We start from the raw sequence: 24,338 nt of genomic DNA on the forward strand, positions 1-24,338 counted from the left end.
GTCATATACACATTTCAAGATTTATAATGCACTTCACCGGATACAGGGCCACTATTTCGCTCCGCTGCAACTCGATGTCGTCAAAGTTCTCATTGCGACTGCGCAATATCACCTTTTCGGGATCGTCGGGATGCTTGCGCACATATTTCACTACACGAAAATCATCGGTAACCACTACATATATCTGTCCCCACAATATCGATGAAGGGTCGCTCTCGCGATCGATTGCAAGGTAACCGCCATTGCGTATGACAGGCTGCATCGACTCGCCCGACACCTTAACCACACACCAGTCACGGTTCAAGTTGGGCAGATTGATGCATCCTATAATGTTTTCGCGAGTCAGCTCACGGCTTAGAACCGTAGTTCCCGCTGCCACATCGATATTATAGACCGGCATTCCCTCCTGTGATTGACTCACAGGTCGCTCGACATCATCGGCATCGTTATCGTGAGCCGGCGACGTCTTTTCATAAGGCAACCCCATACCATCCTTAAGCCACGACTTCGACACGTTGAGATTTACGATTATCCTGTTGATCAATGCGTCACTCACCGGAAGCCTTCCGCTCAAATATTTTGACACATTGGATGCGTCGATACCGATAAGCTTGGCAAGCCCGGCCTGGGAAAGATGGTTGAGATACATCAGGTGACGTATACGCCCTATTATTCCGCCTTGAGTCTGTGATGTTTCCATAATAGTGATTTTTAACAATGCAAATTTACACATAAATTGCAAATATACAATCGCTTCTATCGTTAATATTTAGCTAAAAAATAAGTAAAAAACAGCGAAACAGCCAATTTTGAATAAATATGCTTGCTTGTGATATATATAAAGGGTAACTTTGCGCGGTTTTTCATCCCAAATAGATAATCATGTCAACATACACTGAAGACAGGCGCAAGGTAACCACCCACCGCCTTACCGAAATGAAGCAGCGCGGTGAAAAAATCGCAATGCTCACAGCCTACGACTACTCAATGGCCAAATTGATCGACGAGGCCGGAATGGATGTAATACTCGTAGGAGATTCAGCATCAAATGTAATGGCCGGCAACATAACGACACTGCCTATAACTCTTGACCAGATGATCTATCACGCCAAGTCGGTAGTAAAAGGAGTAAGCCGCGCACTTGTAGTAGTAGACCTTCCCTTCGGAAGCTATCAGGGCAACAGCAAGGAAGCTCTCGCATCAGCAGTACGCATCATGAAGGAGAGCCATGCCGAAGCCGTAAAGATGGAGGGAGGCTCCGAAATACGCGAATCAATAGAGCGTGTGTTATGCGCAGGTATCCCCGTAATGGGACACCTCGGACTGACACCTCAGTCAATCAACAAATTCGGCACCTACGCTGTGCGCGCCAAGGAAGAAGCCGAAGCCAACAAGCTGATCGAAGATGCCAAAATGCTTGAGGAGATCGGATGTTTCGCTCTCGTGCTCGAAAAGATTCCCGCCGCACTTGCCTCACGCGTAGCTCAGGAAGTGTCGATTCCCGTCATAGGCATCGGAGCCGGAGGCGGCACCGACGGTCAGGTTCTCGTAATGCACGACATGCTCGGAATCAACAAGGGCTTCTCTCCGCGATTCCTTCGCCGTTATGCCGACCTTTCAACCGTCATCAACGATGCGGTGGCATGCTACATCGACGATGTAAAGACCGGCGACTTCCCCAACTCATCGGAACAATACTAAGAGCCGGTACGACAATAAATTTTAATAAGAGCCGTAACTACACACGGCAAAAAATACGCGCAGCCTGCTGAATTGCCAGCACGCTGCGCGATTTTAATTTCTTAATTGTTTAATCCCGAGGTGAAATTATTTGCCAAGCGCATCCTTAAGCTTATCGGCACCCTGCTGAACAGCGTCGGCAGCCTTGCCCTTAATTTCCTCAGCCTTGTCGGCGGCTTTTGCCTTAACCTCATCAGCCTTAGATTCAGCTGCGGCCTTTGTTTCAGCGGCCTTGTCGGCAACTGCCTGCTGAGCCTGATCGGCGGCTGCGCTTATGCTGTCGCCAACTGCCGATGCAGCATCGTCAACCTTGCCGGGAAGTGCATCAACGCCGCTCTTCAATGTTTCAAAAGCACCTGCCAAAGAGGGCACCTTCTCCTTGATTGTGGGCTCAACCTTATCAAGGAACGCCTTGGCCTCGTCAACCTTACCCTCAGCAACAAGCTTCTGATAGTAAGCCTGAGCCTGAGCTGCGTAGGCCTTCAAGCTGTCGGGATTGGTGCAATTCTCAATCTTTGACTGCATTGAAGATGCTTCGTCCTGAACTTTCTTCTCTCCGCTACAAGCGGCAAAAACCATAGTAGCAACCACTGCTACCGAAAAAATAACCTTTTTCATTTTTCCTTAATAAAAATTTCACACTAACATAGTAACAAATTTATTGCTAAATGTTTCATAGAAATATATTTTTTGTGAAAAAAATTTGACTATGTGTGTGTGCGAAATCCTAATTTTTCACACTTTTTATATAAAGAATCCAAAATAAAATTGGTTTTACAAAAAATATGTTATATATTTGTGGTGTGAAAGTTGACCAAATCACAAAAACAAACCGTATTAAGCATAATCACATCCCTGTATACACTTTACAACATTTATTAGAGCCTTGTCGTGAGATACGGCTCTTTTTTCTTTTTTATGACCGCTCGATTTGTTGTGTGAACGATATTTAGTAACTTTGTAGTTCATAGATTGATGTAATGGACACAAACAACAATTCAGCAGTCAACGCACCCATCAAGCGCACTGTTCTCGATTATAACGATATCGTGGAGATAGCTCCACAGGCCCGCGGTCACGAAAAGCTCGTGAACCGTGTGCTTCATTGGCTCTCGGTCGACAAGGTGAACGATGTACATGACCGCTATTGCGACAAGCCCGGTCCCGAATTTGCCCGCAACCTGCTAAAGGATTTCGACATAAATCTACGCATCGACGGAAAGGAAGTACTCGACAACCTGCCCGAAGGAGCTTTCATCACTGTAAGCAACCACCCGTTTGGCGCTCTCGACGGAATATCGCTCATAGCAATGATGGGTTCGATACGCCCCTCGTTTAAAGTGATGGTGAACATGGTGCTTAACCACATATCGGCAATGAGGCCCAACTTCATAGCCGTTGACGCGCTTGCGTCGGACGATCCGGCCAAGAAAGCCGTGTCGATGAAAGGCATCAAGGAAGCCATAATGCAGGTACGCCGCGGAAATCCCATCGGATTCTTCCCCGCCGGAGCCGTAAGCAAAATCAACGGCAAGCTGCGCATCGAGGACCGCGAATGGCAACCTTCGATCATACGACTCATCCAGCAACTCAACGTGCCTGTGATACCTATATATTTCCACGGCCACAACAGCCTGTGGTTCAACATTCTCGGCATGATAAGCTGGCAACTGCGCACATTGCGCCTTCCTGCCGAAGTGTGGCGCAAATGTCACACTACAATACACGTATCGGTGGGCGACATCATAACTCCCGAGGAGCAGAAACAGCATGAATCGGTGGAAGCACTCGGAACATTCCTGAAAAGTAAAACCTACGAATTACGCGACCGTCGATGAGTTTAGTAGACATTTCAGCTGAAGTACAGCAAGCCAAGGCCCGATTCGGAATCGTTGGAAACGCTCCGGCACTCACCGCAGCAGTCCAGCGTGCGTTGCGCGTGGCCCCGATCGACCTGTCGGTGCTCATAACGGGCGAAAGCGGCACGGGAAAGGAGTTTTTTCCGCAGATAATACACCAATACGGAGCACGCAAACACTCCAAGTATATCGCCGTAAACTGCGGCGCGATACCCGAAGGCACTATCGACTCCGAGCTTTTCGGTCATGAGAAGGGAGCGTTTACCGGTGCCGTGGCATCGCGCAAAGGCTACTTTGAGGAGGCCGACGGCGGCACTATATTCCTCGACGAGGTCGCCGAACTTCCATTGACTACACAGGCCCGACTGCTGCGAGTGCTTGAAAGCGGCGAGTTCATAAAAGTGGGCTCTTCGACCGTACAGAAAACCAATATACGCATCGTGGCGGCAACCAATGTCGACATGATGAAGGCCATCGAGAAAGGACGATTCCGCGAGGACCTCTATTACCGACTCTCGACAGTGCACATAACCGTGCCGCCCCTACGCGAAAGAGGCAGTGACATACTGCTGCTCACGCGAAAATTCGCAGCCGATTTTGCCGAACGTTATCGCACACCCGCCGTGACATTTGAGGAGAGCGCGTCACATGCTTTGCTACACTACCGATGGCCCGGAAACGTAAGACAATTAAAGAATGTAGTAGAACAGATAGCGCTTTTTGAAGCCGGCAATGAAATAACCGCCGAAAACCTCCACGGTTATCTGCCGTCGGCCACATCGGTGTTCACGCCCGCCGTATCGCAGGAAGGAGGACACTCCTACGCCTCGGAGCGCGAGCTGCTGTTCAACATGATATTCCGCATGCGCAACGAAATCGACTCATTGCGGTCGACTGTCGAATCGCTTGAAATGCAAAACGGACGACACTCCTACAACGAAGCCGTTACGGTCGACGACTCACCACGTTCACTGGTGCGTTACACCCCGGTACACGACCTTTTTAAAGAGCAGCCCGCACCGCAAGCCGATGTCGACAACATCGACTCGGGAATGACGCTCGAGGACACCGAACGCGAAACGATTAAGCGTGCGCTTGAACGCAATGAAGGCCGTCGCAAAGCAACGGCACAGGAGCTCAACATATCGGAGCGCACTCTCTATCGCAAAATCAAGGAATACGGACTCGAATAGTACTCAAAACATAAACCAATACAATATCCGCAAGATGCGCAACAACTTCATGTCACGATATAAAAGCCGGCTGGCCGGAATAGCCGTACTTTGCCTCACCGTAATGCTCGCATTCCAGAGCTGCACGATAAGCTACAAGTTCAACGGAGCCGCACTTGACTACAATGTCTACAAGACTATAAGGGTGTCACAGTTCCCCATACGAGCCGCCCTGGTATATCCTCCGCTACAGCAACTGTTTGAGAACGAATTGCTCGACTACATAACGCGCAACACCCGACTTCAGGTCGTGGACGGAGCAAGCGACCTCGAGATGGAGGGCGAGATAACCGGCTACAGCCTCAGCCCGCAGGCCGTAACCGAAAACGCCATCGCATCAAAGACACGACTCACCATAACAGTGAGGGTGAAGTACACCGACACCAAGAATGAGAAAAACGATGTCGACCAAACCTTCTCGGCCTATCAGGACTTCGACAGCTCCGAAATGCTGACCGATGTGCAGGACCAGCTGTGTCAGGAGATTACCGATCAGCTCATAGACCTTATTTTCAACGCCACCCTCGGTAACTGGTAATCGACAAGCAATGGAAACTCTGCGTGAAACACTTGTACGCTTGCTTGAAAACGGCTCCGACAAAGTCGATTCGTCATGGGTCGATGAGATGTCACGCCAATACCCCTACTTCACCGTCCCCGCGCTGCTGCAAGTTGAGCGTGACAACGGCATGAGCGACGAACGCAGGCGCAAACTATTGCGGCGCATAGCCTTGAACACACCCTCAAAGGATGTGCTCTACTCTATAGTCGAACCGATGGCCGCCGACATAGCCGACATATATCCGCCCGACGACCGTCCGTCGGCACCCACGACCGATGAAGCAATCGACACCTTCATCGTAAACTACGGAAAGCCGACTCCCCGCGAGGACGAGCTGCTCGAACGCCTCATATTCAATCCCACCCCCGACTATGCCCTACTGCTCGCCGATGAAGAGGAGCACAGCCTGCCCCTTCCCGAAGAAGCCGCAGGCGACAGTCAGGAGAGCATGATAAACGCATTTATCATCAAGAGCAAGGAGAATCACGGACACTTCCCGGCGACAAGCGAAGAGAGCGCCGAGAAGCCCGAATACACCGTCATTGAAAAAACGCCCGAAGAGCCCATTCAGGCTCCTGAAGTGCAGGACGACTCCCTATTAAGCGAAAGTTTGGCCAAAATTTACATAAAACAACACCGTTATGCCAAAGCTTTTGAAATTATAAGCGGTTTAAGTTTGAAATATCCGGAAAAAAGTGTTTACTTTGCAGACCAATTACGTTTCTTACAGAAACTTATCATAAATCAGCAATATCAAAAACAAAAATAACAACAAAAAACAATGCACGTAGTCGTTATCACTCTCACTGTTATCGCCTCGATTCTCATGATCGGAGTGGTACTTATACAGAAATCAAAAGGCGGAGGCCTTTCTTCACAATTCGGTGGTGCCAACCAGGTAATGGGTGTACGCCGCACCAATGACTTCATCGAAAAAGCAACATGGTGGATTGCAGGTGCAATATGCCTTCTTGCCATACTCGGTGTATTCACAATGCCGCGCAACATCATCCAAAGCTCATCGCGCATCGTGCCTCAGGCTACCGAACAGACTCAGCCCGCCGACTTCAACTCCGATGTAGCTCCCGCAGCAACTCCCGTGCTTCCCACAGCACCTGCAACAGCTCCCGAAGGCGAATAATAACGCACAACAGCGTAAAATACACAACCACCCTGCGGTACACAATCTACCGCAGGGTGGTTTTTTAATATTCCACCATATAAACCACAAATACTTTCTTAATGACTAAACGGGATTACCCGATAGAGCTGTTTTTCGATTAATCAGTCATGAAATGAATGATTTTTATGACACTTTGCTTTGTTTCTAAAAAATAATCACTACTTTTGCTTTCCATTTCAACTTAAAACGATAATTTTGTTCCTGTATGGATAGAATTGACAACCTAGACCGAAAAATACTTGAAATAGTGATGCGCAATGCACGAATCCCGTCAAAGGACGTGGCAACAGAGTGTGGCGTGTCACGCGCTGCAATACATCAGCGCATTCAACGAATGATTGATTTGAAGGTAATAACCGGATCGGGCTACCATGTAAACCCCAAAGTGCTCGGCTACCGCACATGCACCTATATAGGCGTCAACCTTGAACGCGGAGCCATGTATCGTGATGTAGTCCCCGAACTTGAAAAAATCCCCGAGGTAGTAGAATGTCACTTCACTACCGGCCCCTACACCATGCTGATAAAGCTATATGCTCGCGACAACGAGCATCTTATGGAGCTGCTTAACGACAAAATACAGATGATTCACGGTGTAAAAGGCACCGAAACGCTCATTTCGCTTGATGACAGCATCAACCGCGAAATTCCGGTACACTACGAATAACAAGGATTTTTACATTCGCCTCTATATAGAAAGTCCCTGCCGCTCATAAACGGCAGGGACTTATTTTATATATGGTGTGCGATACTACTTACTTTTTGGGAGTTTCGTTTACACCTGCTACTTCTACAGTGAACACGAGAGTCTGGTTGGGGCCGATCTTTGCGTAGGGTTGTCCTTCAACACCGTAAGCAAGGTCACCGGGGATGTAGAGGATGTACTTGGCACCCTTCTTCATCAGCTTAAGACCTTCACCGAAACCGGGCACTACGCTGCGGGGGCTGAATGTGCGAGCCTCACCCTTTGAATCATCAAATACGGTTCCGTCGGTAAGCTCACCCTTATAGATGACAGCCACACGGTCGGTATCGGTTATTGAATCACCTGCACCTTCAGTGATCACCTTATATGAAAGACCCGATTCGGTAGTCTTGATTGAGGGATCCTTTGCCTTCAAGTCGGCAATGAACTTCTCACCTGCCTCACGATTGGCCTTTGCCTCGGGAGCATTTTCAAGCTCAGCCTTGCGACGCTCCTCGCTGCGCTGCTGTGCACGCTGCATCATCAACTGGAGAGCCATGTTGTTGGCCGACAACTCATCCGAGTTTACACTGTCGGCAAGGAATGCCTTCTTAAACGAAGCCATGAACACGTTGCGGTCGATATCGATGCCGCCCTGCTTGGCCATAGCGTCAAAGTTCTGTGCGAGGTTTACACCTGCGCGCAATCCCTGAAGATATGCGATATCCGATGTATCAGCCATGATGGCAACCTGCATACCGCGTATGTAGGCATCCTTCTTAAGCTGTTCGGGAGTCATTGACTGACCAAGACTTCCGGCGATTTCCGAGCCGATTACCTTTCCGGCGAGTTCGGCGATTGAATCATTGAACGCAGCGTCCTCATTTCCGGCCGCGTTGCTTTTATTGCATGCGGTAGCACTAAAAAGCATTGCGCACACTCCGCAAGCCATAAATAATTTCTTCATAATTCCTTTTTTTGATTTGATTATAAATTGGTTTAATTCACTTTTATAAGCTCTACATCGAATATCAAGGTAGAGTTGGGGCCGATTATGTTACCGGCGCCGTTAGGTCCGTAAGCAAGGTTTGACGGAATGAAAAGACGCCACTTTGCGCCCTCCTTCATCATTTGAAGAGCCTCGACCCATCCGGGTATCACCTGAGTTACGCCGAAAGTTGCAGGTGCTCCGCGGTCGACCGAGCTGTCAAATACAGTACCGTCGATGAGCTTGCCGGTGTAATGTACGGTAACGTTGTCGCCTGCTGAAGGCTGCTTGCCTGTTCCCTCTTCCAGCACCTCATACTGAAGTCCCGAAGGAGTAACGTTGACTTCCACACGCTTGCCGTTCTCTTCAAGGAAAGCCTTTCCGGCAGCGGCATTCACCTCACCCATCTTCTGAGCGGCTGCACGCTGCTCCTCTTCCATGGCCTGGAAGAAAATGCGTATCTCTTCCTTTGCCTCGTCATAGCTCATTTTAGGTTTGGCGCCTTCAAAAACTGCGGCAACTCCATCGGCAAAATCACGGACATTGATAGTCTTGATTCCCGAATTGCGGAAATTATTGCCCATACTCAACCCTAAAGCATAGCTTATACGGTCTAAATCTTGGTTATCCATGTTGTTTATAATTAAGTAAAAAATTTCGATAACTTTACCAAGCTACAAATTTAGATAGAATATTTGAATTGTCAAAAAATCAGCTATATGACACATGAATCATTTGACGACGGCGTCCCGCGACACAATCATATTTTACCTCTGTTTGCAGTCATTCAACCATATAACATAACATCCTCGGCCAATGTTCCGCAACCCCGCTCCAACACCGTGATAAACAATATTTTTTAACCCTTCGACATGCTTTATATTCAAATAGCTACATTTCTCAAGACGATTGTTTCGATTATTATTAATTTTATGTAATTTTGTAGCAAACGACTAAATTTTTATTGCCATTATATTATGAAACTGCTTTTAAGTGCCATTTTGGCCGGCGCAGTGGCTTTCAACGCCAGCGCCGACGACAAGGCTGCCAAAAACGACAGCACAGGATTCAAATTCACCGATGTGAAAGTGGTTAAGACCACACCCGTTAAGGACCAGAACCAGACCGGTACATGCTGGTGCTTCTCAGGAAACTCATTCTTTGAGGAAGAGGCCATGCACAAAGGCGCTCCCGAAGTCGATCTCAGCGAAATGTTTGTTGTGCGCAACTGCTACATCGACAAGGCAAAGAAATACGTAAGGATGAACGGTGCCACCAACTTTTCACAGGGCGGCAGCATTCTTGATGTTCCCTACGTGTGGGAACACTACGGCGCAATGCCCGAAGAGGCTTACGCAGGCTTGAACTATGGCGAGAAAAAGCACGTTCACGGTGAGCTTTCGGCTGTCATGAAGGCCTATCTTGACGCAGTTATCGCCAAGCACGACCGCAAATATTCGACTGCATGGCTTAAGGGATTTGAAGGAATCCTCGACGCCTATCTGGGAGAAGTGCCCGAATCGTTCACTTATAACGGCAAGACCTACACCCCGCAAAGCTTCGCAGCCGAGCTCAATCTCGACATGGACGACTATGTTCCCCTCACCTCGTTCACTCATCACCCCTACTACAAGCCTTTCGGTCTTGAAGTTTCCGACAATTGGCTTTGGGGCAACTACTACAACCTGCCTCTTGACGAGCTGAAGACTGTTGTTGACAACGCTATCGACAAAGGCTACTCGGTTGTATGGGCTGCCGATGTAAGCGAAGGCGGCTTCAAGTGGAATGAAGGCTTTGCCGTAATGCCTAAGGAAAAGGACGAGAAGGACCTTACCGGAACCGAACTCGCCCGTTGGGTGAAGCTTTCCGACCGTGACCGCGCCAACTCACGCTTCGACATAAAGGGCCCGGTTGAAGAGATGGAAATCACCCCCGAGATACGCCAGGACATGTTTGACCGTCAGGAAACAACCGACGACCACGGCATGGTCATCGTAGGCAAGGCCGTAGACCAGAAGGGCAACAAGTATTACAAGGTAAAGAACTCTTGGGACACCAATCAGGTGTATGACGGATATTTCTACGTATCGGAACCCTATTTCCTCGCAAAGACTCTCAGCGTGCTCGTTAACCGCAACGCAATACCTGCGGCAACAGCGGCAAAGATAAAATAACGACTCCCCCACAACCGCAATTGCACGCCAATGCCGGTAAATGAATTCAACCAACGCACGGCTCTGCTGCTCGGAAACGAAGCAGTGGAGCTGCTTGCTACACGGCGCATAACCGTTGTGGGCACCGGCGGTGTGGGCAGTTACGCGGTGGAGATGCTCGCCCGTGCCGGTGTGGGACACATAACCATCGTCGATGCCGATGTAGTGGCTCCGAGCAACCTCAACCGACAGTTGCCGGCCCTACACTCGACAATAGGAGCGCCCAAGGTCGAGGTCATGAAACGCCGCATCCACGATATAAATCCCGAATGTACCGTCACGGCATTGGAGATGTTCATGACTCCCGATAACGTATCGTCGATTCTCGGCGACAATCCCCACTATGTCATCGACGCCATCGACTCCATAGCCCCCAAGATAGCATTGATAGAGCACTGCTATCGCAATAAGATCAAGCTTATATCGTCGATGGGTGCGGGAGGACGCGTCGACCCCACGAAAATACGTTACGCCGACATCTCCGAAACATTCCATGACGGGCTTGCCCGAGTGGTGCGTCAGCGGCTTAAACAGTGCGGAATCACTTCGGGAGTAAAGGTGGTGTTCTCTACCGAACAGGCGCAGCGCAGCTCCCTCATACTCACCGACGAGATGCCCTGCAAGGCATCATCATTCGGAACCGTGGCATGGATACCGGCAATATTCGGCATGATGCTTGCCGCCTATGCCATAAACAGCATTACAGGAAAAAGATGATACAAGTACGCGACATATCAAAGAGCTACGGCAACCTGCAGGTGCTCTCCGACATAAACCTCGACATTATGAAGAGCGAAATAGTGTCGATTGTGGGCCCCAGCGGAGCGGGAAAGACAACTCTGCTGCAAATAATAGGCACTCTCGAACGCCCCGACTCGGGCAAGGTGCTTTACGACGGCGAGGATGTCATGTCGCTTAAGGACGCGCGACTTGCAAAATTCCGCAACCGCAACATAGGCTTTGTTTTCCAGTTTCATCAACTTTTGCCCGAGTTTACCGTTGTTGAGAATGTGGCAATGCCGGCACTTATCGGAGGAAGCAGCCGTGCGGCAGCCTTCTCCAAGGCCAAGGAGCTGATAGAGTACCTCGGACTCGCTGACCGCGCCGACCATAAGCCGGCTCAGCTATCGGGAGGAGAGCGACAGCGTGCCGCCGTGGCACGTGCGCTTGTCAACAGCCCTCGTGTAGTGCTAGCCGACGAGCCGTCGGGAAGCCTCGACAGCCACAACAGGCGTGAGCTGCACAAGCTGTTCTTCGACCTTCGTCGCGACATGGGACACACGTTTGTCATCGTCACCCATGACGAGTCGCTGGCCGCCGACACCGACCGCATAATACACATGCGTGACGGTCACATAACAGAAATAATAAATCAAAAAGACATCATTGCCTAAATGACACATATTTTCCGATATAAGACAATCGCATCATTCATGGCCGCATTAATGGCTGTGACCATGAGCTCATGCAGCGACGAGGAGTATAGCACCGAGATGATGCTTAGTGACATTGTCACTGTCACATCGGTGGGCAATGACACAAGATTTGAATTTCAGCGTTACGATGACTCTCCGCTCATAAAACTCACCGCCGGCAATGTAGACCTCCCCGAAAAAATAGTCAACAACCGAGTGTTGCTGCGTTACTATCCAGAATCGGGAGAGCCCTATACTTCGGGAGCGGTAAAGGTAGTGGGACTCACCCTTATCAACAACGACACGACGCGCATACGCCCCATCGAAAAATACAACTGGACAGCCACGCCGGTCTATCTTAACTCGATATGGCGCACCGGCAACTACCTGAATCTGCGCATGAAGGTGGAATACTCCGAGAAACCGCGTCAATTCGGACTTGTGGTCGACTCTCTCACTCTGAAAAATCCGCAGCCCGAGGTCTACCTCGTCCATGACAAGCAAGGTCAGCCCGAAAACTACATGATGGAAACCTATGCTTCATTCGACATGACCAACTTGTGGTCACTCCCCACTTGTCAGTCGATAAAAGTACATGTCAACGACACAAACCTAAAAAAGGACATCTACATATTCACTAAAAAACAATAACACCCTCACGATATGGATAACAACAACGGAAAAAAGAACGAGATTAAGATAGAGCTTACCCCCGAAGTGGCAAACGGTCACTACGCCAATCTCGCAATGATAGTACATTCGCCCAACGAATTTTTCATGGACTTCATCGCGCTTGCGCCAAACATGCCGCAAGCCAAGGTGCAGAGCCGCATAATCATGACTCCCGAAAATGCCAAGCAGCTGCTTTTTGCCCTGCGTGAGAATGTCGAACTGTATGAGAAGACCTTCGGCGTAATCGAGCCTCGCCGTCCTATGGGCAACAACGGCGACCTGCCCAATCCCTTCAAAGCTTGATAATAAAAAAGTAACTCACAAAAATTACGACTATGATCGAAAATTATCTTTCTTTATATAACTCACTGTCACGCCGCAAGGAACGTTTCGTCCCCATACACGAAGGAAGAGTGGGAATGTATGTATGCGGCCCAACCGTCTACGGTGACGGACATCTCGGTCACGCACGCCCTGCAATAACATTCGACATCCTTTACCGTTACCTCAACCATCTCGGCTACAAGGTGCGTTACGTGCGCAATATAACCGATGTGGGTCATCTTGAACACGATGCCGACGAAGGCGAGGACAAGATTGCCAAGAAAGCTCGACTTGAACAGCTCGAGCCCATGGAAGTGGTACAGCACTATCTCAACCGCTACCACAAGGCCATGGACGACCTGAACGTATTGCCGCCGTCAATCGAGCCTCACGCATCGGGTCACATTATCGAACAGATTGAATATATCAAGAAGATTCTTGACAGCGGATATGCCTACATCAGCGAAGGTTCGGTATATTTCGATGTCCCAAAGTACAATCGCGACCACCATTACGGCAAACTTTCGGGACGCAACATTGACGAGCTGCTCGCCACCACACGTGCGCTTGACGGTCAGCAGGAGAAGCACAATCCGGCCGATTTCGCCCTTTGGAAAAAGGCAGCGCCCGAACACATAATGCACTGGCCTTCGCCCTGGAGCGAGGGATTCCCCGGCTGGCACCTCGAATGTTCGACCATGGGCGAAAAGTATCTCGGTGAAACATTTGACATACACGGAGGCGGCATGGACCTGATGTTCCCCCATCACGAATGTGAGATAGCTCAGTCGGTGGCTCACAACGGCAAGGAAACCGTACACTACTGGATGCACAACAACATGATTACCATCAACGGACAGAAGATGGGCAAATCACTCGGCAACTTCATCACACTCGATGAGTTCTTCACCGGTTCGCATCCGTCGCTTGAACAGCCCTACTCTCCCATGACCATACGCTTCTTCATCCTGCAGGCACAATACCGAAGCACTCTCGACTTCTCTAACGAAGCGCTCCAGGCATCGGAGAAAGCTCTTAACCGAATGCTTGAGGGATGGCGACGACTCTACGAACTCACGCCGTCGGAAACATCGACAATCGATGTAAAGGATCTTCGTGCAAAATGCTACGAGGCAATGGACGACGACCTCAACACTCCTATTGTAATCGCACACCTGTTTGAGGCTTGCCGACTCATAAATCAAGTCAACGACGGAAAGGCCACCGCTACAGCCGACGACATCAAGGAACTGAAGGAGCTCTTTGACATATTCCTGATCAACATTCTCGGCATACGCACCGACATTCTCGGCAACGGAGCGTCATCAGGCGAGGCTCTGAAGCCCTTTGAGGATGCTGTGGGACTACTTCTCGACATCCGCGCCAAGGCTAAAGCGTCGAAGGATTGGGCAACAAGCGACCTTATACGCAATCGCCTCTCTGAAATAGGTTTTGACATCAAGGACACCAAGGACGGCTACGAATGGAGTCTCAAAAAATAGCGATTCATAACTGAAAAATGACTCGTACACTATCCGACAACGGAGCTTGGAAAGGACATCTGGCAATGTTGTTTGCCAATATGGTGTGGGGTATAATGGCCCCAATCTCCAAGACCATACTGCTTACAGGGCTGGTCAGCCCGGTTGCTCTCTCGGCGATAAGAATCGCCGGGGGAGCTTTGGTTTTCTTCATCATGGACATGATATTGCCGTCGTCCATTGTAAAGAAGGAGAAAATAATGCGAGGCGACTACATGAAGCTGTTTCTCGCATCCATCCTGATGATTGCCTGCAACCAAGGGCTTTACATCATGGGTGTAGGCCTCACATCACCCATCGACGCCACCGTCATGTGCACCATCACGCCTATTTTCACCATGATTCTTGCGGCAATACTCATAGGAATGCCCATAACATGGATGAAGGCTGCCGGTGTGGCCGTGGGCCTTGGAGGTGCGTTGATGCTCGTGTTGTCGGACAGCGACAGCTCCCATGGCTCGACCAACCCCGTACTCGGCGACATCCTGTGCCTTGCCGCCCAATTCTGCGCAGCGTTGTACTACGTTATATTCAAGGACATCATAAGCCGCTACTCGCCATGGACCATGATGAAGTGGATGTTCTGGTTCTCGGCCGTCACCTACGTGCCCTGTTGTCTACCGTGGCTTATGGAGGTCGACTACACCTCGCTGCCGCCTTTCGTGTGGTGGTCGATGGCCTACATCATCATTTTCGCATCATTCATCGCCTATCTGCTCATACCCTACTCCCAGCGTTTGCTTAAGCCTACGGTAGTGAGCATGTACACCTATTTCCAGCCGGTATTCTCGGCCCTGCTTGCAACAGCAATAGGAATCGCAGCTTTCGGATTGACCAAAATCACCGCAACGGCGCTGATATTCATAGGCGTGGCTTTCGTTACGCGCTCCACGACCGACAAGCCGCAACCGGCAAAACAATAGACCCGCACGATGGATACGATGCAGTTTGCCGAGCTTGTCGTGAGCTCATTGCCCTACACCCCCACTTCACAGCAAGTCGAGGTGATAGCGGCGTTGTCACGATTCTGCTCGTCACGCACACCTTCCGACACCGTATTCCTGCTCAACGGTTATGCCGGCACGGGAAAAACATCGTTATGTGCCGCACTTGTACGCACACTCAATTCGGTGGGCATAGGCACCGTGCTACTCGCGCCTACGGGACGCGCCGCCAAGGTGCTCGGCGCATTTGCCAAGCACCCCTCCTACACGATACACAGGCGTATTTACAGTGTAGGAGGCAACGACATCACATCGGCACGTGTGCTCCGTCAGGCACGTAACAACTCGACAAATGTCGTATTCATCGTCGACGAAGCATCCATGATAGGCGACGACAGCTCATCGGGCAATCTTCTTGAAAACCTTGTACACTATGTCTATTCAGGCATCAACTGCCGACTGATTCTACTCGGCGACACCGCCCAGCTGCCTCCTGTAGGATGCGAGGAGAGTCCTGCCATGAGCGTTAAGCAGCTGCGGTCGCTCGGGTTGAGAGTCAATCGTGCGGTGCTCACTGCAACCGTCAGGCAGGCATCCGACTCCGGAATCCTATATAACGCCACATGGCTTAGACGGGCTATGAAAAAGGATCCCCTGCCCCCGCCAAAGCTCACCGTAACACCATTTAGTGATGTAAACGTGGTTGACGGTGAAGAGCTTGAGGACATGATAAACGAAGCCTATGCACGTGACGGTGTGTCACAATCCATATTGATAACACGCTCCAACAAACGCGCCACCGAGTTTAATCTCGCAATACGCTCACGCATCTTCTACAGCGAAGAGGAGCTTACATCCGAGGAGCTGCTTCTTGTCGCCAAAAACAACTACTACTGGAGCAAGAAGATAAAGGGACTCGACTTCATTGCCAACGGCGATGTGGCAATGGTTGAAAAAATCTATTCCACCGAGTCACGCTACGGTCACCGGTTTGCCGATGTGCGATTACTTCTCCCCGACCGTGAAATAACTCTCGACTGTAAGATTATGCTCGACACTCTTGTGTCGGACGACGCTTCAATGAGCCGCGAGGTGATGATGAAACTCTACGAAAGCATAGTCGCCGACCCCGACGACAGCGAGCAATCGGCAGCAACACGAGCCGCCAACGCCTTGAAGAGCCCCTACTTCAATGCAATACAGGTGAAGTATGCCTACGCCGTGACATGTCACAAGGCGCAGGGCGGACAATGGAGCAATGTTTTTGTCGACATGAGCTACATTCCTCCCGAAGCTATGGGAATCGACTTCTACCGTTGGCTGTACACTGCCGTGACACGCGCCACCTCCAATCTATACCTGCTTAGCCCTACGGTTGAAATAATCTGATTGTGTTATAATCAAATCTATTTTTCGCTAACCAAGATTACAATTTGGTTAATTGATGGTCTGTTTTAATCGTTTTTATACTACGCTTTTCACAAAAATCCCTATTTTTGCAATATTAACCTAACATGACATAATGTCCCGATTAAAGCTATTTTTGTTCGTCACACTACTGATGACGAACATCAACCATCTATTATCAGCACCTATATCTGTTCGTGACAGTCTGCAGCGTGAACTATCCCGGTCAAAAACCGTTGCCGACAGTCTGAACATAATGTATAATATATTCGACATTACACCACGCAAGGATCAAAAGGAAATAGGTAATGAACTTTACGAATTTGCCAAGGCAAACAAGCTCTACGATGTACAGCTTGACATACTTCGTAATCTCTCAAACCTATATCTGATCGCACCGTCCGATTCGATGCACAAAGTGCTAATAGCCGAAACCGAACTCGTTCCTGAGAGCGATGACAAGAAAATGACAAAACTTTTTCTTGAAATAGCGCTTAACGCCAAACAAGCAAGCAACGCAACCGAAGCCGAGCGCCAGTACCGACTGCGCGAGCTTATGAAAGAATACAACGAAGAACCCAGCAACGACCTGTACGACCGCATACGCCAACTCTTCAACCTATGCATATATCTTGGAACCACAACCCACGGTGAGCTATATGTCGACTATGCCAACAAGCTAATAAACCTCATCAATCGACTGCCCCAGGAATATAACCCGCTACGCAATATGTACTATTCGCAGATGGGGCCGATATACACAGCCAATAACCAGTATGTTCAGGCTATAGCCGCCGATAAGGAGCAGCTGAAGATTGTCAAAGAACTTGAAAAACGTTATCACAGTCAAGGACGACGCTACAGGAATTACGACGCAAACTACTATAACGTTTATCGTCGCATGCTCAGCAACTACTCGGTGCTCTCGCCCGAAGAGATCGAGGACTACAACAATCAGATAAACGCGATATCACGCCGCAATTCGACCATCAGAAACGACATCATGCACAATCAGCGCAGCACCATATACTATCTTATGGCGACAAAGCGCTACAAGGAAGCCCTGCATCTGTTGAAAAAGCAGATCGACAATCCCGTCAACGCACAGCATAGGCGTCAATTCCTCAAGCTGATGATGGAGGCTGCCGGCGCGATAAACGACAAGGAGTCACTCCTTGAAGCCACAATGGCCTACAACAAGCAGCTTGAAGAGTACAACAAGCTGAAAGCCGCCGAAATATACAAGGAACTTCAGATAAAATTTGACATAAACGAGCTGCGCAACCGCAATGTCGAGCTTGAACTTGAGATGCGAAACTCCGAACTGGAGTCCAACCGCAAGCTACTGCGCGTCGTCATTACAGCGGGTATCATCCTGCTGGTAATGCTCGTAATAGCTATATGGCTATATCTCAGGACAAGACGACTTGCCAAGAATCTCGAAAAATCACGCGAAAAGCTGCAACGGGAACAGGAAAACCTCATCACGGCGCAACAGGAGCTAATCGAGGCCCGCAACCAGGCCGAGAGCGCCAACAAGATGAAAACCCAGTTCATCAGAAACATGCGTCACGAAATCCGCACCCCGTTGAGCGCCGTCATAGGATTCTCGCAACTTATTGTCGACAGCATACCCGAAAAATATCGAGGCGACATGGAACGCTATTCCGACATAATCATGATCAACAACGAAATGATTCTCACGCTCATAAACGATGTGCTTGATACCGCCGGAATGGAAACGGGAACAATTAAGCTTGACCCCAAACCCACATCGCTACAGCAAATATGTTCGATAGCCATAAGCGTGGTCGAGCACCTCGCCAACCCCGGAGTAATCATGAAGTTTGAAAACGAAGGCGATAAAGACTTCGTTCTCAACACCGATGCCGCCCGTGTCGAGCAAGTTCTCATAAACCTTCTCAAAAATGCCACAAAATTTACATCTCGGGGCTCGATAACTTTGGGATACAAAGTAGACAAGGAAAATAAACAGGTGGTATTCTCGGTTACCGATACGGGAATAGGCATCCCGGCCGACAAGATGAAGATGATATTCAACCGATTTGAGAAAGTCAACAACTTCTCACAAGGCTCAGGACTCGGATTGCATATATGCCGACTTATAGCCAACATGGTTAACGGTGAAGTGTGCATCGACCCCAACTACCGCAACGGAGCCCGATTCCTGTTCATCCATCCCATTGTCTAAGCCTACATCTTGATTATAGGCCATCGGTAAGCTTTGAGCTTGCGTTCAAGCTCGGCGGCACGCCCCGAACAAAGTTTGTCACATATCGCATGGAAGCGCTTGGAGTGTGACATCTCCTCAAGATGCGCGAGCTCGTGACACACTATGTAGTCACGCAGCTCCTGAGGCATGAACACAAGCACGTAACTCAGATGTATAACGCCTGAACCGCTGCAGCGGCCCAGCGTGGAATGTCCTCGCATTATTCCCCACTCCGCCGGGCGGCGATTCAGTTCCGCAGCCAGCTTGCGGGCTCCGGGCAGCAACACCTTGTCGGCAACCTTCAGTGCAATGCGGCACATAATCCTGCTTATGGCACGCTTCACATCGATGTCGTCCATGTCGAGCGACACACCCACCTCAATAAAGGCCCTCGGCATCATTATCGAGCCAAGCACCTTTCCGGGGCAAACGCTTTGTCGCCTGATTTCAAAGGTTATACCTTCAAATTCCATGACTCCTTCACGGTAAGTGACATCCTTGCGCAACGACATAAGTCGTGGCGTAAAACGCTCTATTGTCCTCAAAATTTCATTGAAATCCATCCCCGCAGGAGCCGATACACTCACAATGCCGTCCTTCCATCGCGCACTGATGCGTGACGTGTTGTTGCGAAACGCTATTCTCACCGTTCCCAAATCGGGAAATTCGACAAGCTTTGCCTCACTCATCTTTTGTCAATGCCCCAAAGCAATTTGTCGCGCAACGTGTCGGAAAAATGGTGGTCCTGGCTTTGAATAACTTTTGTCACGAAAGGCGCACGCCTCATCGTCACGGTTGTTCCGGCGGCAAGGCTCACCGAACGACCGTCAAGACTCAGTCGATAGGCATCCGACCGTGAATGTGTCGTGACCGAAAACACGCTGTCATCGCTGACAACAAGCGGCCTCATGGTCAACGAATGGGCGGCAATGGGCGATATGGCCCACACAGGTGCCGAAGGCTCCAATATCGGTCCGCCCACCGACAGATTATAACCGGTCGAACCGGTAGGTGTCGATACTATCAATCCGTCGCCCCGGTAATTGGCGAGCAATACATCGCCTATTCGGGCCTCCATGTCGATCATCGACGATGTATCCTGCTTCAGAATGGCCACCTCATTAAGTGCGTAAGGCCATCCGTCAACATCGGTTTCAGCACAATCGACCTCAATCATCGTGCGTGAATCTATGCGGTGGTTTCCGTTGAATACGCATTCAAGGCATTTGCCCACATCGCTTATTCTCACATCGGCAAGATATCCCAGATGCCCGGTGTTTATTCCCAATATCGGAATCTCCTTTTTCCCCACCCATTGCGCGGTGCGCAGGAAAGTTCCGTCACCGCCGAGGCTTAAGGCAATGGCGGCCGAAAAATCGTCGCCCTCTATCACATCGTTTATTTTTGGAGGCGTAGGCAACACCTTACACAGATAACGGTAGAACGAAGCCTCAATCTCAACCCAGGCATTATGCGTCGACAGCAACTCAAAAAGCGCCGAAAGCTCTTCAAGATGCTCTTCCTGGTAACTGTTGCCGTAAACCGCTATTCTCATAACATCAATATCCGTTTAATTCTTATGTCACACCTCCAGATAGTGCAACAAGGCGTTCACCCTCTCGGCAAGATCCGAATTTACAAGTCCCGGCGTGCCGCCCATTTCAACCGTGTCATATCCGTAACGCTGAAGCGAGCGTGCCACCGACTCTCCGCGACTGTGGTTGACACGCAACTGCACTGTCGTGGGGCTGTCGGGTGCCGTGCCGGCTGTAACATTAAGATTAAGCAGATGCGCGTCGGCATCCTCAACGGCATGCGCTATGGCCGATGCACTGTATTGGCTCGGACGACAGGTTATGGTCAATTCAGTGGATTCATCAACCTGAGGGAAAAGCCGCGCTACCGACCTGATAATCGACTCTCGGTCGACAGCTCCTATGTAATCGCCGGTAAGGTCGTCGACAACAGGGAATATCGAAGCCTGCTCATCGACCATTCGCCACAACAGCAGCGGCATTGGGGTGGACGCAATTACCGGCTTCATAACGGTGACCGCATCGCCTACACTCTCCATAGCATAAAGCGGTGCCGAGTCGCTAACCAAGCCTATATACACCCCGTCGTCAACCACCGGGAGAATGTGACGGCCTGCGTTACGCATCTCTTCAAGACCCTCTCTATAGGTAGTAGCCGAGCGTAAAGGTACAATTTGTGTCGATATGGCGTCTTTTGCTGTCAAAACTTTTCGCTTTCTTATTTATTCTGATTACTTTTGTAGTCGCTATTTTTAGCTTACAAATATAAGAATTTTATTCCACACTAAAGTAAGCTTTTAATAATAACAACACTTTACTACTATTAGAGGTAAAAAAGATGACTAATTTAAGTGTAAATATCAACAAAATAGCCACCTTGCGAAATGCAAGAGGTGAGAATGTGCCTAACGTGGAGCAAGTTGCTATTGATTGCGAATCATTCGGAGCCAACGGTATAACCGTACATCCGCGCCCCGACGAGCGTCACATCCGTCATGACGATGTATTTGCCCTACGCCCGCTTGTTAAAACTGAATTCAACATTGAGGGATATCCTTCTCCGGAGTTCTTGGATCTCGTTCTAAAAGTGAAACCCGAACAAGTGACCCTTGTACCCGATGCTCCCGATGCAATAACGTCAAGCGCAGGATGGAACGTAAAGGAAAACATGGAATTCCTGACTGACATAGTCGATCGCCTTCGTGATGCCGGAATACGTTCATCGATATTCGTGGACACCGATATTGAAAACATAAAAAACGCCGCAGCCACAGGCGCCGACCGCGTGGAGCTGTACACCAAGCCCTATGCCGACTTGTATCCCACCAATCCCGAAAAAGCGGTGGCTCCCTTCGTCGAAGCAAGCCGCGCAGCCCACAAGGCAGGTCTTGGCGTAAATGCAGGTCACGACCTCAGCCTCGCCAACCTGAAGTTCTTCCACGAGCGTGTACCGTTTCTCAACGAAGTGTCGATAGGACATGCGCTGATTTCCGATGCCCTCTATCTCGGACTGAAAGAAACAATCAGGCAATACAAGGAGTGCCTTGCCTGAGATAACAAATCCTCTACAAGAATTCATCACAATAAATATATTTCATGTCAACCCTAAACTCGCTTATCTCACAGGTATTCGATGCTGCAACCCACATCATATCCACGGTTGCAAATAGCGCATCGACCGTAACAGGCATTATTAAAGCCCAAGTACCCGACACGCTGACCGACACCGTAACCACGACTGCCGAAGTGGTGGAGAGCATTCCGGCTCCCGAGCCCGTTGAGCTTTCAGTGTGGGAATTGTGTCTTAAAGGTGGATTCATAATGATTCCGTTGGCCCTCCTTTCCATAATATGCATATACATATTCATTGAACGCTATATCGTACTGCGCCGCGCCAACCGCGAAGACGCATCGTTCATGAAGCGCATAAAGGACTACATCCATGAGGGCGAGATCGAGAGCGCGAAAAATCTTTGCAAGAAGAACGGTTCGCCCTACGCCCGACTGATATTAAAGGGCATAAGCCGAATAGGACGCCCGATGAACGATGTGCTTGTAGCAATCGAGAACACCGGCAACCTTGAGATAGCCAATCTCGGAAAAGGACTGCCCTGGCTCGCAACAACCGCTGCGGGAGCGCCCATGCTCGGATTCCTCGGAACGGTAATAGGTATGGTCGAGGCATTCTTCTCGCTTGCAAGCGCAGGCTCGGCCGCCAATATCGGCGTACTTGCCGGAGGTATCTATGAAGCGCTTGTCACTACCGTAGCAGGTCTTGTGGTAGGTATTATCGCTCTGTTTGCCTACAACTACCTTGTGTCACGCATCAACGGCGTCATGAAGCTTCTTGAGGGTAAGACTATGGAATTCATGGATTTGCTCAACGAGCCGGCCCAATAAAAACGCAACCAGTCATGGCACTTAGACGACCCCACGACATGATGGCGATGTTTTCGATGGCATCAATGACCGATGTCATCTTCCTTCTGCTCATCTTCTTCATGGTCACTTCCACATTCGTTTTCCCTACGGCTCTTGAAGTGAATCTGCCCCAAAGCTCCGAGCAGACAGCCATCAAACCCGGCACAAGGGTGTATATCGACAAGGAGCATCGGCTCTACGCATCATTTGGCGACGAGGAGCCTCAGGCTATCGAGCCTGAAGCTCTGTTGGCATTCCTCCAGCTTGCCCAGAAGAGCGAGCCCGAAAGCTTCATTGCCATATACGCCGACGAAGAGGTACCCTACGGAAAGATTGTTGAGGTTCTTGACATGGGAGCCCGCAACAACCTCAAGATGGTGCTTGCCACCAAACCTACACAAACTACACCGTCAGCGGCCGCAAACCCGCAACCGCTTCAATAAATATAACGCTCAAAACAACAACACCTCTCACGCACGATGAAACAATCACAGAAAGATCGCATCATAGCCGGAGTCGGAACAGCCGTGTTTCACATAATCGTCGCGGCTATACTGCTCCTGGTCTACTTGCATTATAGCGGAGAGGCCGAAGAACGCCGCTGGCCTCCCGAGGACACAAGCGAAATCGTATTCGGAGGAGAATATGTGATGTTGGGCGACATCCAGCAGGAAGTGGCACAGACCGACAACACACCGGCACCCGCCGAAGCGGTGAACGCCCCGTCGCATTCGGGTCAGGACATGACCAACGAAGGACTGCCATCCGACGAAGCTGCTCCGTTGACAACAAGCCAGCAGGAATCGCCGATGAAGGAGCAGGCGAAACCGAAACCCGCACCAACAGGCCCCACAAAAGAGGAACTTGCCGAACGTGAGCGGGTTAAGCGCGAGAAAGAACGCGCCGAAAAGCAATCCAAGATAAGCGACCGACTCAAAAGCGGCTTCTCAGGAAAGAAAGGCTCAGGCAAGACCGGCTCGCCCAACGGAAACTCGACAACCGGGGCTGTGAGCGGAATGCCGGGACACAACCTCAAGGGCCGCACGGCCGAGTCATGGGGCCGCCCGAGCAGTACGCTCAGCGGAACGATACGCATACGCGTAAGCGTCAACCGACAGGGTAGGGTGGTTGGCAATCCCACCTATGTGGGAGGTAGCGGACCGGCGGCAGCCAACAGCGCCACTCGCCGAAGCTGCATCGAGGCATCGCGCAACTCACGGTTCTCGGTCGACCTCGACGCCCAGGCCGAACAGGTGGGCATCATCACATGGAACTTTGAATAATCGTTAAAGTTAAATCACGATATTCACATTTACACCCTCCGAAGCGGCATTATACCGAGATAAATACTTATCTTTGCGTGTTTATTTTGGCTGACAGGCCT

General features: G+C 50.0%; 27 protein-coding genes. 20 read left to right on the plus strand and 7 right to left on the minus strand.

All coding sequences use genetic code 11. The features are described from left to right. Position 1: 1 nt before the first annotated feature. Positions 2-700 (minus strand): XRE family transcriptional regulator, encoded by a 699-nt coding sequence (locus E7746_RS12605; RefSeq protein ID WP_168184387.1) that lies wholly within the window; start codon positions 698-700, stop codon positions 2-4. 182 nt (positions 701-882) lie between these two features. Here E7746_RS12605 and panB point away from each other — a divergent pair, with 182 nt between their 5' ends. Continuing rightward, positions 883-1,701 (plus strand): 3-methyl-2-oxobutanoate hydroxymethyltransferase, encoded by an 819-nt coding sequence (gene panB / locus E7746_RS12610; protein WP_136411030.1) that lies wholly within the window; start codon positions 883-885, stop codon positions 1,699-1,701. A 126-nt stretch (positions 1,702-1,827) separates the two neighbouring features. Here the strand turns inward: panB and E7746_RS12615 are convergent, their stop codons facing one another. Beyond that, entirely contained in the window at positions 1,828-2,358 is a 531-nt protein-coding gene (locus tag E7746_RS12615; protein WP_136411031.1) for a hypothetical protein, read from the minus strand. Positions 2,359-2,720: 362 nt separating this feature from the next. Between E7746_RS12615 and E7746_RS12620 the strand changes: the two genes are divergently transcribed. From E7746_RS12620 to E7746_RS12645, 6 genes are all read left to right on the plus strand, one after another. Next, entirely contained in the window at positions 2,721-3,578 is an 858-nt protein-coding gene (locus E7746_RS12620) for a lysophospholipid acyltransferase family protein (protein ID WP_123394877.1), read from the plus strand. Continuing rightward, entirely contained in the window at positions 3,575-4,792 is a 1,218-nt protein-coding gene (locus E7746_RS12625; protein ID WP_136411032.1) for a sigma-54 interaction domain-containing protein, read from the plus strand. The genes E7746_RS12620 and E7746_RS12625 overlap by 4 nt, the downstream gene beginning before the upstream one ends. 49 nt (positions 4,793-4,841) lie before the next feature. Continuing rightward, a complete protein-coding gene (locus tag E7746_RS12630) occupies positions 4,842-5,369 on the plus strand; it encodes an LptE family protein (protein ID WP_238337210.1) in 528 nt (175 codons plus the stop codon). Positions 5,370-5,379: 10 nt separating this feature from the next. After that, positions 5,380-6,162: a hypothetical protein gene (locus tag E7746_RS12635; protein ID WP_136411033.1), complete on the plus strand. Its 783-nt coding sequence runs from the start codon at positions 5,380-5,382 to the stop codon at positions 6,160-6,162. Positions 6,163-6,174: 12 nt separating this feature from the next. After that, on the plus strand, positions 6,175-6,534 hold the full coding sequence (gene secG, locus E7746_RS12640; RefSeq protein ID WP_123394874.1) for a preprotein translocase subunit SecG: 360 nt from the start codon (positions 6,175-6,177) through the stop codon (positions 6,532-6,534). 247 nt (positions 6,535-6,781) lie between these two features. After that, positions 6,782-7,243 carry an Lrp/AsnC ligand binding domain-containing protein gene (locus tag E7746_RS12645; RefSeq protein ID WP_136411034.1) on the plus strand — a complete coding sequence of 154 codons (462 nt, stop codon included), beginning with the start codon at positions 6,782-6,784 and terminating at the stop codon, positions 7,241-7,243. A gap of 88 nt (positions 7,244-7,331) precedes the next feature. Here the strand turns inward: E7746_RS12645 and E7746_RS12650 are convergent, their stop codons facing one another. After that, positions 7,332-8,228, minus strand: coding sequence for an FKBP-type peptidyl-prolyl cis-trans isomerase (locus E7746_RS12650; protein ID WP_123394872.1), 897 nt, complete (start codon positions 8,226-8,228; stop codon positions 7,332-7,334). A 32-nt stretch (positions 8,229-8,260) separates the two neighbouring features. Next, positions 8,261-8,881, minus strand: a complete 621-nt coding sequence (locus E7746_RS12655) for an FKBP-type peptidyl-prolyl cis-trans isomerase (protein ID WP_136411035.1) — start codon at positions 8,879-8,881, stop codon at positions 8,261-8,263. Between the two features lie 345 nt (positions 8,882-9,226). On the opposite strand from E7746_RS12655, the gene E7746_RS12660 reads away from it, so the two are divergent. The 9 genes from E7746_RS12660 to E7746_RS12700 all read left to right on the plus strand — a co-directional run bounded on the left by E7746_RS12660 (position 9,227) and on the right by E7746_RS12700 (position 18,977). Beyond that, positions 9,227-10,423 (plus strand): C1 family peptidase, encoded by a 1,197-nt coding sequence (locus E7746_RS12660; protein ID WP_136411036.1) that lies wholly within the window; start codon positions 9,227-9,229, stop codon positions 10,421-10,423. A 30-nt stretch (positions 10,424-10,453) separates the two neighbouring features. Then, positions 10,454-11,179 (plus strand): tRNA threonylcarbamoyladenosine dehydratase, encoded by a 726-nt coding sequence (locus E7746_RS12665; RefSeq protein WP_136411037.1) that lies wholly within the window; start codon positions 10,454-10,456, stop codon positions 11,177-11,179. Further along, positions 11,176-11,856 (plus strand): ABC transporter ATP-binding protein, encoded by a 681-nt coding sequence (locus E7746_RS12670; protein ID WP_123394868.1) that lies wholly within the window; start codon positions 11,176-11,178, stop codon positions 11,854-11,856. Before E7746_RS12665 ends, E7746_RS12670 begins: the two co-directional genes overlap by 4 nt. Next, positions 11,857-12,528, plus strand: a complete 672-nt coding sequence (locus tag E7746_RS12675) for a NigD1/NigD2 family lipoprotein (RefSeq protein WP_123394867.1) — start codon at positions 11,857-11,859, stop codon at positions 12,526-12,528. Positions 12,529-12,540: 12 nt separating this feature from the next. Then, positions 12,541-12,852 (plus strand): DUF3467 domain-containing protein, encoded by a 312-nt coding sequence (locus E7746_RS12680; protein WP_123394866.1) that lies wholly within the window; start codon positions 12,541-12,543, stop codon positions 12,850-12,852. 32 nt (positions 12,853-12,884) lie between these two features. Beyond that, entirely contained in the window at positions 12,885-14,375 is a 1,491-nt protein-coding gene (gene cysS, locus E7746_RS12685; protein ID WP_370640273.1) for a cysteine--tRNA ligase, read from the plus strand. A gap of 17 nt (positions 14,376-14,392) precedes the next feature. Further along, complete coding sequence (locus E7746_RS12690) at positions 14,393-15,337, plus strand: DMT family transporter (RefSeq protein WP_136411038.1); 945 nt, start codon at positions 14,393-14,395, stop codon at positions 15,335-15,337. Positions 15,338-15,346: 9 nt separating this feature from the next. Next, on the plus strand, positions 15,347-16,747 hold the full coding sequence (locus E7746_RS12695) for an ATP-dependent DNA helicase (RefSeq protein ID WP_136411039.1): 1,401 nt from the start codon (positions 15,347-15,349) through the stop codon (positions 16,745-16,747). Between the two features lie 274 nt (positions 16,748-17,021). Beyond that, entirely contained in the window at positions 17,022-18,977 is a 1,956-nt protein-coding gene (locus E7746_RS12700) for an ATP-binding protein (RefSeq protein ID WP_168184388.1), read from the plus strand. 2 nt (positions 18,978-18,979) lie between these two features. Here E7746_RS12700 and E7746_RS12705 read toward each other — a convergent pair whose 3' ends face one another. Genes E7746_RS12705 through E7746_RS12715 form a run of 3 tightly spaced genes read right to left on the minus strand, consistent with a single transcriptional unit; the run spans position 18,980 to position 21,237 of the window. Next, positions 18,980-19,687, minus strand: coding sequence for a YgjP-like metallopeptidase domain-containing protein (locus tag E7746_RS12705; protein WP_136411041.1), 708 nt, complete (start codon positions 19,685-19,687; stop codon positions 18,980-18,982). Beyond that, complete coding sequence (locus E7746_RS12710) at positions 19,684-20,553, minus strand: NAD kinase (protein WP_136411042.1); 870 nt, start codon at positions 20,551-20,553, stop codon at positions 19,684-19,686. The genes E7746_RS12705 and E7746_RS12710 overlap by 4 nt, the downstream gene beginning before the upstream one ends. 27 nt (positions 20,554-20,580) lie before the next feature. Beyond that, the gene (locus E7746_RS12715) at positions 20,581-21,237 is read right to left on the minus strand and encodes a CBS domain-containing protein (RefSeq protein WP_168184389.1); all 657 of its coding nucleotides are present in this window, start codon (positions 21,235-21,237) and stop codon (positions 20,581-20,583) included. A gap of 134 nt (positions 21,238-21,371) precedes the next feature. Between E7746_RS12715 and E7746_RS12720 the strand changes: the two genes are divergently transcribed. The 4 genes from E7746_RS12720 to E7746_RS12735 are packed head-to-tail and all read left to right on the plus strand — an operon-like array spanning position 21,372 to position 24,237. Then, on the plus strand, positions 21,372-22,085 hold the full coding sequence (locus E7746_RS12720) for a pyridoxine 5'-phosphate synthase (protein ID WP_136411044.1): 714 nt from the start codon (positions 21,372-21,374) through the stop codon (positions 22,083-22,085). A 44-nt stretch (positions 22,086-22,129) separates the two neighbouring features. Then, entirely contained in the window at positions 22,130-22,933 is an 804-nt protein-coding gene (locus tag E7746_RS12725; protein ID WP_136411045.1) for a MotA/TolQ/ExbB proton channel family protein, read from the plus strand. A 14-nt stretch (positions 22,934-22,947) separates the two neighbouring features. After that, positions 22,948-23,397 carry an ExbD/TolR family protein gene (locus E7746_RS12730; RefSeq protein WP_123394857.1) on the plus strand — a complete coding sequence of 150 codons (450 nt, stop codon included), beginning with the start codon at positions 22,948-22,950 and terminating at the stop codon, positions 23,395-23,397. Between the two features lie 36 nt (positions 23,398-23,433). Continuing rightward, positions 23,434-24,237, plus strand: coding sequence for a hypothetical protein (locus E7746_RS12735; protein WP_136411046.1), 804 nt, complete (start codon positions 23,434-23,436; stop codon positions 24,235-24,237). Positions 24,238-24,338 lie beyond the last annotated feature (101 nt).

Source organism: Muribaculum gordoncarteri (assembly GCF_004803695.1).
GTDB lineage: Bacteria > Bacteroidota > Bacteroidia > Bacteroidales > Muribaculaceae > Muribaculum > Muribaculum gordoncarteri.